Below are 11,281 nucleotides of genomic sequence, written 5' to 3'. Positions count from 1 at the left end.
AAAGGGTCAGTAGGCTTGGACTTAGTCAATACCCGAACAGCTGAGTCATTGGCCGTTAAAATCGATCAGGCAATGGTATTAAGCAATGCGCTGACATTCTTGAGAGTGTTTGCTATACCAATTTTAATTTTAACCACGAACGAAGGGCAAACCTATCGTTTCCGGTACAAATTTACTACTAGCATTGAGAATATGGTGGCCTAGTTGAACAGCCACTAGATAAGTTGAGTGTTCGAGAGTATGAAGACCCGTTTCATGAGAGTAAAAAGCCGAACAAATAGTCAATACGAGTTGGATTAAGCCTCTTTAGAGGCAGCAAAAGTGGCAATGGCAGTGCGGCTTGAACGACAGTGAGAGGCGAGCGTCTTGAGGCGCAGCCAGCAACAGGGGCTTATAGCCCCAGTAAAAACCACCCGTTTGACGGGTGGTTTTTATAGACACAAATAGCCGTCAAGGACGGCAAGATTTTAGGTATGTACCTGGGCGTGCTAGCGGGGAAACCGCCTACCCAGGCTCTTTTGTAAGATTTTGAAAGCATCAGGTAAAATGAACTGTGCCGATCGCGGTGAGCGACCCGGTCTGCATCGATGCATAGTTGGCACAAGCCTTGCAGGTCGACCGACGCCACAAGACCCCGTTGATTCGGCTCGGAAATCATTCTTTGCGCGCATTTCGAAACCGCTCCGTTTCAACTTGCCCAAAATATACCAGATTTTGGAAACGATTGCAATCAAAAATATCGTCTACAATGTAAAAAGTTCGTAAACAAAAACCACCGAAGCACAATCGCTTTGGTGGTAAGGGCTCACGCCCAATCGCCATGACGGAAGATCGGCACGTATTGGCCATCTTTGGTGATGCCATCGATATTCATTTCTGCAGAGCCCATCATGAAGTCTACATGGGTGTCAGCCACATTCAGCCCATGCGCCGTGAGCTGTTCATCATTCATATCCACGCCGCCTTTGATCGAGAATGGATAAGCCGTGCCTAAGGCCATATGATCTGAGGCATTCTCATCAAATAATGTGTTGTAGAAGATGATCCCAGATTGGCTGATCGGACTAGGATCTGGGACTAAGGAGACTTCGCCTAAAGAGCGGGCGCCTGGAATCGCCAACAGGTGTTGCAAGGTTTCGTCGCCTTGATCGGCATGGGCGGCAATGACTTGGCCGTCTTTGAAGGTGAAATGCATCCCTTCTAAAATCGTCCCGGCATAAGACAGCGGCTTGGTTGAAGCAACTGTGCCATCGATGCGACGATTATCTGGGGCAGTAAAAACTTCTTCTGTTGGCATGTTGGCCATAAATTCTTCACCTTGCGGGTTAAACGAACCTGCGCCTTCCCAAACATGATTTTTTGGCAAGCCAACAGTGAGATCTGTTCCTGGTGCTTGGTAGTGTAAGGCATCAAATTGCATGTCGTTCAACCATGCCGCTTTCGTTGAGAGCAACTGGTCATGCGCTTGCCAAGCAGCGGCTGGATCAGCTTGGTCGATCCGCGTGGTTTTGAAGATCGCCGCCCATAATTGATCAACGGCAGTGTCGACGTCCACATCAGGGAAAACTTTTTTCGCCCAAGCTGGGGTGGCAGCGCCTAAGATCGTCCATGAGATCCGGTTGTTGGTGATGGCGTTGATCAAATCACTGTAAACTTTTTGGAAGCCGGTTTGGTACCCGGCAATACGCTTAGCATCGATGCCAGCTAAATTGTCAGGATCGCCGCTGGTGACGGTGATGCGCTTGGCTTGGCGATCCAACCAATAGTCAAAGCGAGCTTTGAGATCAGGTGATGGATTGAACAAACGCTCTTGGGCTTCATGTTGCATGTTTAAGCGGGTAATGGCGTCATCTTGCCACCATACTTGCACTTCAGCGGCGCCGCGTTGATAAGCAGCTTCAACGATCATGGCTGCAAAATCGCGTAATTCGGTGCTGATCTGTAGATAAACAGTATCGCCAGGCTTGACTTTAACGCCGGTATCCACGGCCAAGGCCGCATACTTGTGCAAATTTTCAGTGAAATTCGGTAATGTCATGGCTTTTCCTCACTTTTTCTTCATTTCAATTATCATAGCATAAACCTACCAAGCGCACCTGAATAACACTTTGAAGGTGACAGTCAGGTTTGAATGAACTGCTAAAGGGTAAATTGAGATGCTTGAAAAGGGCGGCAGGCTGACTTTAGTATTTTCTTAATAATAATGATTGCGTTTTCGAACGGCTTTGGTAAAATAACATTAGAACATACAGTGGGGTACTGTTTGAAAGTAGGGGAAACGCATGGCTCGCAAGAAATCGATCACCGATACACAAATACTGGACATGGCGTATCAAATCGCCATTGAATCCGGCTTTAAATATTTCACCGCGCGCAATATTGCCAGACAGTTGAATTGCTCAACGCAGCCGATCTACTTGGAATTCAAATCAATGGGGGAATTGAAAAAAGCCGTTTTAATGCGGCTGCGTAAGGATCTTAAAAATAAGCTCAGCGGGCGGTACACATCTGATCCGGTGGTGGATCTGGGGCTGGCTTTTGCAGATTTCGTGGTGAAAGAGCCAAGGTTATATGAAGCCGTGTTTGTGTCACAACATTTTGGTGTAGATGCGGTGCAGGCGTTTTTGAGAGACCAAGGGTTCAAGCTGTTAGCTGAGTATGGACCTGCGGCTGAGTTAAATGAGACCCAACGGTTGGATCTGCTAAAAGGGTTATGGATCGTGGCTTCGGGAATGGGCATCTTAGCGGCTGGTGGGCTTTTGCAATTGACGTCAGTCCAGCGTAGCGAAATGATGTTGGCAGTGATCCAAGATTTCATTGCTAACGGGCGCTTTACCAATGCCCCATCTTTGATTGCTTTAGATCAAACTGCGGTCATGTGAATGCGGTCGCACAGGCGCCTTGAGGCCACGATCCTGGCAAGTTGGATCGCGGCTTCAAGGCGTTTGTTGTGCTGGAAAGGCGATGATCGGAGGCTTATGATCAATTCTTTAATTTCGGATATTTTGGCGCAACCATTACCAGTGGGCGTTGATGAGCGCCATGCGCTGGGTAAACGTTTACGCAGCCAAACCCCACTGGCGGCTTTAGGGCATCGTCCGTTGATCACCCGCTCAGCGCCACGCTTTATTGCGGCCATTGAAGCGCACTTACTACCAGATTTGATGCCATTGCGACATCAGCGCATGTTGGCTAGCCCAGCGGCATTTTTTCGTGGGACGGCGGAGCTCATGGCGTATGATCTGCGCCATGAAGTCAACAGTGGCATTCAGGTGTTAAGTTCTGGGGATGCTCATTTACAAAACTTCGGCTTTTATGCCTCGCCAGAGCGCCAGTTGTTGTTTGATCTCAATGATTTTGATGAAGCTGGCGTGATGCCATTTGAATATGACGTCAAGCGCTTAGCAACCAGTGTGTATTTGCTTGGCGCACAGTCGCATTTTGACGCCGAAAAAATGGATGCCTTGGTCAAACAAGTGGTGCGCACTTACCGCAAAAGCTTGAAAGCCAGCTTCAAACAAACCCAACTGCAGCGGTTTTATACCACCAGCGAAGTGCACAGTTTGTTAGGCGCAGTCGATGCTAATTCAGCTGGGTTGATCGCGCGCATTGTGGCCAAAGCGCAAACGCGCGATCAAGCGTCAGTGATCAAAAAGTACACCCAACGTAGTGCCAGTGGCCAGCTGCGCTTCAAGGTGCAACCGCCACGTTCGGTACATGTGGAAGCCGATACGGAAATCAGCTTGATGCAAGGAATATTGGCTTATCGCGACACCACGCGCGCAGATGTCGATTTATTGTTGCGGCAATACCATGTGTCGGATATTATTCGCCATTCAGTGGGGATCGGCAGTTTTGGGACGCATTGTTATTTGGCACTACTGACAGGTCCTAGTGGTAGTTCGATCGTGTTGCAACTGAAAGAAGCACTGCCTGAGCGTCGTGCGCTCAGCACCACAAGCGATCCTGCCAGTTTGGCAGATGAGACTCAAGCTGGCCAGCGGATCATTGCCGCCACGCAGATCTTGCAAAAAGCTTCTGATCCATTCTTAGGATGGATGACAGCTGGGTCGCGCAGTTTTTATGTGCGGCAATTCCGTGATATGAAAGAATCGATCAACGTGGCGAATTTGAATTTTGCACAGTTTCAAGCCTATAGTGAAGTTTGTGCGCATCTATTGGCCAAAGCCCATGCGCAAAGTCCGCAAGGCGCGGTGGTGGCAGGGTATTTGAACAAAGAATTTGATCAGGTGATCCAACAATGGTGTTTGGATTATTTGCATCAAGTGATCGATGATTTTGCGGCTTTTGCGGCTGAATTTGAATTAAAGTAACGGTGAGTTTTATTTCGTTGTTGAGTTTCGGCTTAAAGATGCCTAGAATAGATAACGTGTGTTTTTCAAGAATTGGTAATGTCGCAGCTTTCTGGCGCTTTTTTTGTGCGGTTTCGTTTATAATCAAAACGCATGCTTAAAGTGCGACAAATTTTGGTGAAGGGTTCTGATGGATTGGTAACAGCGCAGGCGCCAGGCAAGCTATATATCGCTGGTGAATACGCGGTGGTGGAAACAGGGTACCCCGCGGTGATCGTGGCATTAAATCAATTTGTAACGGTGACAGTGACGAAAGCTGAGGGCATTGGGCGGATCAACTCCAAGCAATATCAAGAAACCAGCTTGACTTGGCAACGTAATGGCGACGAAATGGTGTTTGATAATCGGGATAACCCGTTTCACTACATCTTAAGCGCGATTCGTTGCACCGAAATGTACGCGCGGGAACTCGGCCGCAACTTGTCGGTATACACCATGGATATCGATTCAGACCTTGACGCCAATGACGGCAAAAAGTATGGTTTAGGCTCTAGTGCTGCGGTGACGGTGGCAACCGTTAAAGCGTTGGATCAATTCTATGATCTGCATATGTCCAAAGCCCAACTGTATAAGTTAGCGGCAATCGCCCATTTGGATATTCAAGGCAATGGGAGCTTAGGCGATATTGCCGCGTCGGTTTATGGCGGTTGGATCGCGTATCGTTCATTTGACAAAACATGGTTGGCAGCGGAACGCCGCGAACATCGCTTGTCGGAATTGTTGAACATGCCATGGCCACAATTATCCATTGAATTGTTGCAAGCGCCAAAAGAGATGCAACTTTTGATCGGCTGGACTGGCTCGCCGGCATCGACGAGTCGCTTAGTGGATAAAATCGCCATTGCCCAAGCCAAGGAACATGCCGAATATCAAACCTTTCTCAGCGCCAGCAAAAATACGTTGGAAGGGCTGATCGAAGGGTTTCGCCAACATTCACTGGCGGCAATCCAAGCTGGGATCCGTTCTAATCGCCAATTGTTGAACCATTTGGCCCAATTGTCAGGCGTTGAGATCGAAACCCCGATTTTAAAGCAAATGTGTGATTTGGCCGAGTCTGCTGGCGGTGCGGCGAAATCTAGCGGTGCTGGCGGCGGGGACTGCGGGATCGCCTTAGTGGATGCTTCTGTTGATCAAAGTGCTTTAATGAAACAATGGGAACAAGCGCAAATCGAACCCTTGGCTTTTCAAGTTCATGAAGTGATTTAATCTCATGACGTCGCAGTGATGGCGGCGTTTTTTTTATGCCAAGTGGTAATGGTTTGTTTCATTTTCATGTTATCTTAAAAAAATTCCGGCAAATCTGGTACAATAGCTCCGAGACTACTTTGGAGGTTTACATATGGCAGACGAACATCATACACATACGCATCATCGGCATCATCGTACCAAAAAGCATCCGATCATGAAGTGGATCGTGGGCATCGTCTTGGTTTTGCTTGTGGCCATTGGCGGCTATGCGTATTACTTATATAGCAGTGTCCAACATACGGTTGATAAGACATATACCCCACTGAAGAAAAACAATGGTTCCGGCACCACCGCCTTGAAGTACAAAAAACCAGTCTCTATCGCGTTGTTAGGGACTGATACTGGTGATCTCGGGCGTACCGAAACGCGTGGGCGGACCGACACGATCATTATCATCACCTTAAATCCGGAAATGAAAAAAACGACCATGACGTCGATCCCACGCGATACCATGGCGCAAATGGTCGGCGAATCTGGCGTGCAGATCCAAAAAATCAACGCCGCGTATAATTTCGGTGGCGCAGACATGGCAATCAACTCGATTTCCAGCTTGGTCAATGTGCCGATCAACTATTATGCTTTGGTCAACATGGGTGGTTTGACCAAAGTAGTTGACGCAGTCGGTGGCGTGGATGTGACGCCGACGTTGAGTTTCAAGTATTCTGGGTATACCTTTACCAAAGGCAAAACCGTGCACATGGATGGGAAAGAAGCTTTGGCATACAGCCGCATGCGTTATGACGATCCCAACAACGATTATGGCCGGCAAGCGCGGCAACGACAGATCATCACCTCGATTTTAAAAGCAGCGCCGTCATTTCAGTCGTTGGCCAATTTCAAAAAGTTGTTGAGTTCAGTGGAATCCAACTTGAAAACCAACATGAGCTTTGATGATATGACGAAGTTGTTCACCAATTATCGCGCCGCTGCCAACAACGTCAAAGAAGATCATATGCAAGGCGTCGGGGCTAATATCTTGAATGCATCTTATCAAGTGACCTCAACCAAAGAATTGCAGCGCGTTTCTGATGAGATCCGTGGCAACTTAGGTTTAGCCCATGAAACCATCAGCAATGAAGAAACCAAGCAAAATGCATTGAATCCTAATTTTGATTGGCATGGCACCAACAGTGCTGGCTACACTGTGCATAGTGATAACAACAACTAAACTGGTTTAAAAGTCGGGTGGAAGCCCGACTTTTTTCGTGCAATAAAAAAGCGCGTCACGTCAAGCAGACGTGCGCGCGATTGAGATTATTTCACATAGAAGCGATCCACTTGCTTGGCTAACAAATCGGCAATGGCTTGATTGCCAGCGTCGTTAGGGTGGTAGCCATCACCAGAACCGGTCCAACTCGTGGCGCCTGATTGGGCGATATTGCTGGATTTGGCATAAACGCTTGAAATATCGACCACAGGGATCGCATACTGCGTGCCGACTGCTTTGATGGCGGCGTTGTATTGCGCGCTGGTGTCGGCTTTCCAAGTGGTCAACAAAATGATTTTGGCTTTGGGAAGATCCGTTTTGAACCCGCTGACCAAGTTGGTGAGGTTGGTTTTAAAGGTGGCCGGATCAGCATAGTTGGGATTGGTTTGATCTTGCTCGTTGGTGCCAAATTCGATGGTGATCAAATCCGGCGCCATGGTGACCACATTGTCATAGTTCGGTTGCGCCAAGCTGGTCAAGGTGGCTCCAGCTTCCCAATACCCGTCCAACGTGGCTTTGAAGCCTAAGGTATTTTTAAGGTAGCGGGTGAGGACATATTCATACGCTAGATCTTCTTTGCTGGTAAAGTCGCCTGCCGCCAAGCTGTCGCCTAATGCCACATATTTTAAAGGTTGGTTGTGGCCGACTTTTTTGTTGGGTTGCTTGGTTTGCTGGTGGCTACTTGATGAGGCACTGACCGGCGTGCTTTTGGCGGCGGCAGGGTGTTTGGCCACTAAAGCCGAATGTGATGCTGCTTGGGCGGCCAATTGCTCAGCTTGATGTTGACGCCCGAAAAAAATGATCGCGCCTAATGCGGCAACCGCGACGATCGCGGCAAGAAATAGCCCAAATTTTTTCATAAAAACGTTCCCCCGATAATTGTTATCTCAATTTTACCAGATTTTTCGTGGGTTTTTCCTTAAACCTGATGTTTAGCGGTAATTTTTGCGAATTTTAACCCATTCGACAGCCGATTTCGGGTATGATGGACATATACCTTGAGGAGGATAAGACATTGAAAGTACGCAAAGCTGTGATTCCTGCAGCGGGGCTTGGGACCCGCTTTTTACCTGCTACCAAAGCATTGGCCAAAGAAATGTTGCCGATCGTGGATAAGCCAACGATCCAATTTATTGTCGAAGAAGCCAAAGCATCAGGTATCGAAGATATTTTGATCGTGGAAGGCAAACAAAAGCGTTCCATTGAAGACCATTTTGATTCTGCCCCGGAATTGGAACAAAACCTGGAATCCAAGCATAAAGACAAGTTGTTGGAATTGGTCCATCAAACCACTGATATTGGTGTGAACTTATTTTTCGTGCGCCAACCCTATCCACGTGGTTTAGGTGACGCGGTACGCTTGGCCAAGTCTTTTATCGCGGACGAACCGTTTGTCGTGATGTTAGGTGATGACTTAATGGAAGACAAGGTGCCATTAACGCGTCAATTGATCGATGCTTATGACGAAACCCATGCGTCGATCTTAGCGGTTAAAAAAGTGCCGCACCAAGATGTCTCCGCTTATGGGGTGATCGATCCTGAATCAGAAGTCAAACCCGGGTTGTTCAATGTGAAGAAATTCGTGGAAAAGCCAGCGGTTGAAGACGCACCTTCTGATTTGGCCATTATCGGGCGTTACTTGCTGACCCCTGAGATCTTTGATATTTTAGCCAACCAAAAGCCAGGCAAAGGCAATGAAATTCAATTGACCGATGCCATTGACGAATTGAACAAGACCCAACGCGTTTTCGCCCATGAATTTAAAGGCGCGCGCTATGATGTCGGCAACAAGTTCGGCTTTGTCAAAACCACGATCGAATACGGGTTGACCCATCCCGAAGTAAAAGATGAATTACGCCCATACATCTTGGACTTAGCTGAACAGCTCAAAAAAGCTGATAAACCAGTCAAGTCAACCAAACCAACCAAGTAACAAAGAAACTCCGCCAAATGATTCGGCGGAGTTTTTAATTGGCTTGCAAAGTGATTTTGGTGACTTGTTCAAAAGGATGCGCGGCATCGACCAAGACTGTTTGATCATCTGGTGCCACCAGCGAGCGAATGCCAACAGTGGCATTGGGATGGCCTAAGATGCCGTTGAAATTCGTGGATTCATTGATATGATCAAAAGTCGAAACGGCTAGGCCTGCTCCTGAGCCTTGATAATCTAACGTCCAGCGCTGATCGGCTAACTTGGCATGGGTTTGTGGCGTTTGCAGTGGGTGCACTGGCAAGGTGGCGTCGCCGATGGTCAATTGTTGATGAGCGATGGTGCGCGCTGGGTCACCAGTCAGCATGAAGGCCAAATTATAATTTGGTCGCAACTGCAAAGGCGTGTCGCTTTGCACCTGCAAAGTCATTTGCCACACGTTGTCCTCATTTAAATGGTGGGTGACAGTGATGAGTTGCGTGCCTGGCAAGGCATTGACGCCATCGGCTAAGCGCAATTGCATCACCACGGCATCCGCCACGATTTTGGCGTCCCAGTTCCAGTTTTGCCAATCGGTGCGAGTGGGGGTTAAGCAATCTGGCCCCATTAACGCGCCAAAAGGTTCAGGCTGTTGGATGTAATCTTGTAACGTGACAAATCCGGCAATCAAGTTCGGGTCGGCCCCTGTTTGGTCTGGTAGGCGCAACTGTTGCACTCGCGCGCCAAAAGTCAGCAAGCGCAACGCCAAGTGATGTTGGTTGGTCAAGGTGTATTGGGTGATGGTTTCGCCTTGTAGTTTGGCGAAGAGCTTTGAGTCAATAGTCAAGAAACCGCTTCCTTATGTGTTTCTTCTAGCGTACCGAAAAATTGCTACAGAATCAACCCAAAGTCTTAGGCAAAGCGGCACTATTTCTGGTACGCTTAAAGTCAGGAGGGGCAGACATGATTCATAATTTATTGCGCCGTGGTTATCAGCTATTATTGGTGTTATTTGCGCTTGCCTTGCTGTATTCATTTTTGTTGCGCGGCTATTGCCCGACCACTTGGAAAGGCCAATTGGATCTGGCAGCGTTTATCTTTATTTCAGTGTTTGTGGTGGTCAATGCGTTATGGGTATACCGGCGGCATTTTCAGTATCGCGATTTACAAATGGCACAAGTCGATGCGATGGAAGGGGAAGAATTCGAGCATTTTTGCGGATATTTGCTCAAGCGCAACGGCTACAAACATATTAAAGTTACCCAAGCTAGCGGGGATCAAGGCATTGACATTATCGCTGAAAAAAACGGAAAAACGTGCGGATTTCAATGCAAGCGGTATACTGGATTTGTCGGAAATAAGGCAGTACAAGAAGTCTGGACCGGCCATAATTTCTATAAACTCGACGAAGCAGTGGTGTTGACCAATAGCGAATTCTCCGATTCTGCCATTGAATTAGCAGATTCTTTGGGGGTGCGTTTGGTCGATCGGCTGCGCTTGAAGCGGATGATGCGACGCTTGCCGAGTTAAGCGGAGGGCTAGTATGCAATTAGGGTTAAAAGCCAGCACCGATGAAGTGCAGATTCAAAACCGACTCCAACATCATCCTGATGTGTTCGAGTTTCATTTGACTGAAGCCGATTTTACCCCTGAAGGCTGGGCACATTTTCAAGAGATGGTCACTTGGGTCCAACAAAGCGTGCCGCATGTTGTTTTTCATCACCCGATGAAGTGGCATGGGTTGCGCATGGAGTTGTGCGTCAACAAGCTATTATTTCCGCAGTTGTATCAGTTTTTAATGGACTCATCCAAACGACTGATCAGTTATGCCCAGCAAGTCGGGGCCGTTGCGTTGATCCATGGCGGCTACGGGTTACATCCAGGCGAACACGACTTTTCTAAAGATTGGCCGGATCTGGCCACTGCGCAAAAAGTCGTTTTAGGGCGGATGCTTGATTTCACAGCGATGGCACCAGACAACGTCGTGTTTGAAAATTCGCTACTACCGGTTTTTGCTTATGGTGATCCGGAATTTGAAGAACGGCTGTTGGCGCTGCAGTTACCACTGGCATATGATGTCTCCCATGCGTTTATTTACGTGCATGGCGACAATAATAAATTGATCGCTTCGATGCGCCACTTACGCCCGTTTGTACGCCACTATCATTTAGTCGATTCGATGGGCAAAACTCATGACAGTCTGGTGTTAGGCCAAGGCGAGATCAATTGGAAGCGCGTGATGCATGCGATGAACTCCAATGCCACTTCGATTTTTGAGATCAACTTGAAAGATCAAAACAACTGCGAAGAAATGCTAGCAAGCCAGTGGTATTTGGAAGGCTTAATGGCACAAGAGAAAAGTTAGCATTAAGTGTAGAAGCCGACGCTGCGTCGGCTTTTTGTGTATTCCTGAAAAACTTTGGAAATTTGTCAAATGGTGTTGAAGGATAGTTTTTATCCTTTGAAGGTCTCCCCGACCGTGGGAGGCTTTTTTGTTATTTAATTGTTTAAGGAACTATGATGGATGCAGGGATAATGGTATTT

General features: G+C 47.8%; 10 protein-coding genes and 1 pseudogene. 8 read left to right on the top strand and 3 right to left on the bottom strand.

The window, feature by feature from the left end:
* A pseudogene (locus ACKTSG_RS12100) lies at window positions 1–204 on the top strand (IS5/IS1182 family transposase); the annotation flags it as partial.
* A 601-nt stretch (window positions 205–805) separates the two neighbouring features.
* Here the strand turns inward: ACKTSG_RS12100 and ACKTSG_RS12095 are convergent.
* Complete coding sequence (locus ACKTSG_RS12095) at window positions 806–2,038, bottom strand: aminopeptidase (protein ID WP_407895118.1); 1,233 nt, start codon at window positions 2,036–2,038, stop codon at window positions 806–808.
* A gap of 244 nt (window positions 2,039–2,282) precedes the next feature.
* Between ACKTSG_RS12095 and ACKTSG_RS12090 the strand changes: the two genes are divergently transcribed.
* From ACKTSG_RS12090 to ACKTSG_RS12075, 4 genes are all read left to right on the top strand, one after another.
* Window positions 2,283–2,882, top strand: coding sequence for a TetR/AcrR family transcriptional regulator (locus ACKTSG_RS12090; protein ID WP_407895116.1), 600 nt, complete (start codon window positions 2,283–2,285; stop codon window positions 2,880–2,882).
* Between the two features lie 96 nt (window positions 2,883–2,978).
* A complete protein-coding gene (locus ACKTSG_RS12085; RefSeq protein WP_407895114.1) occupies window positions 2,979–4,334 on the top strand; it encodes a DUF2252 domain-containing protein in 1,356 nt (451 codons plus the stop codon).
* A 174-nt stretch (window positions 4,335–4,508) separates the two neighbouring features.
* A complete protein-coding gene (locus ACKTSG_RS12080) occupies window positions 4,509–5,579 on the top strand; it encodes a phosphomevalonate kinase (protein ID WP_407895112.1) in 1,071 nt (356 codons plus the stop codon).
* A gap of 133 nt (window positions 5,580–5,712) precedes the next feature.
* Complete coding sequence (locus tag ACKTSG_RS12075) at window positions 5,713–6,789, top strand: LCP family glycopolymer transferase (RefSeq protein ID WP_407895110.1); 1,077 nt, start codon at window positions 5,713–5,715, stop codon at window positions 6,787–6,789.
* A gap of 86 nt (window positions 6,790–6,875) precedes the next feature.
* Here the strand turns inward: ACKTSG_RS12075 and ACKTSG_RS12070 are convergent, their stop codons facing one another.
* The gene (locus tag ACKTSG_RS12070; RefSeq protein WP_407895108.1) at window positions 6,876–7,688 is read right to left on the bottom strand and encodes an SGNH/GDSL hydrolase family protein; all 813 of its coding nucleotides are present in this window, start codon (window positions 7,686–7,688) and stop codon (window positions 6,876–6,878) included.
* Between the two features lie 155 nt (window positions 7,689–7,843).
* Between ACKTSG_RS12070 and galU the strand changes: the two genes are divergently transcribed.
* A complete protein-coding gene (gene galU / locus ACKTSG_RS12065) occupies window positions 7,844–8,761 on the top strand; it encodes a UTP--glucose-1-phosphate uridylyltransferase GalU (RefSeq protein WP_407895106.1) in 918 nt (305 codons plus the stop codon).
* A gap of 34 nt (window positions 8,762–8,795) precedes the next feature.
* Here the strand turns inward: galU and ACKTSG_RS12060 are convergent, their stop codons facing one another.
* Complete coding sequence (locus tag ACKTSG_RS12060; protein WP_407895104.1) at window positions 8,796–9,584, bottom strand: aldose epimerase family protein; 789 nt, start codon at window positions 9,582–9,584, stop codon at window positions 8,796–8,798.
* 119 nt (window positions 9,585–9,703) lie between these two features.
* Between ACKTSG_RS12060 and ACKTSG_RS12055 the strand changes: the two genes are divergently transcribed.
* Window positions 9,704–10,267: a restriction endonuclease gene (locus ACKTSG_RS12055; protein ID WP_407895120.1), complete on the top strand. Its 564-nt coding sequence runs from the start codon at window positions 9,704–9,706 to the stop codon at window positions 10,265–10,267.
* Between the two features lie 13 nt (window positions 10,268–10,280).
* Entirely contained in the window at window positions 10,281–11,102 is an 822-nt protein-coding gene (locus tag ACKTSG_RS12050; protein ID WP_407895102.1) for a TIM barrel protein, read from the top strand.
* The last annotated feature ends 179 nt before the right edge of the window (window positions 11,103–11,281 follow it).

This window comes from Lacticaseibacillus salsurae, from assembly GCF_045862175.1.
Lineage (GTDB): Bacteria > Bacillota > Bacilli > Lactobacillales > Lactobacillaceae > Lacticaseibacillus > Lacticaseibacillus salsurae.
The sequence above is the reverse complement of the archived record's forward strand: the minus strand, read 5'-3'. Positions and strand labels throughout refer to the sequence as shown.

Coding starts and splice junctions, on each gene's coding strand:
- ACKTSG_RS12050 (WP_407895102.1), top strand. CDS start 10,281: ATGCAATTAGGGTTAAAAGCCAGCACCGATGAAGTGCAGATTCAAAAC.
- ACKTSG_RS12090 (WP_407895116.1), top strand. CDS start 2,283: ATGGCTCGCAAGAAATCGATCACCGATACACAAATACTGGACATGGCG.
- ACKTSG_RS12075 (WP_407895110.1), top strand. CDS start 5,713: ATGGCAGACGAACATCATACACATACGCATCATCGGCATCATCGTACC.
- ACKTSG_RS12085 (WP_407895114.1), top strand. CDS start 2,979: ATGATCAATTCTTTAATTTCGGATATTTTGGCGCAACCATTACCAGTG.
- ACKTSG_RS12070 (WP_407895108.1), bottom strand. CDS start 7,688: ATGAAAAAATTTGGGCTATTTCTTGCCGCGATCGTCGCGGTTGCCGCA.
- ACKTSG_RS12095 (WP_407895118.1), bottom strand. CDS start 2,038: ATGACATTACCGAATTTCACTGAAAATTTGCACAAGTATGCGGCCTTG.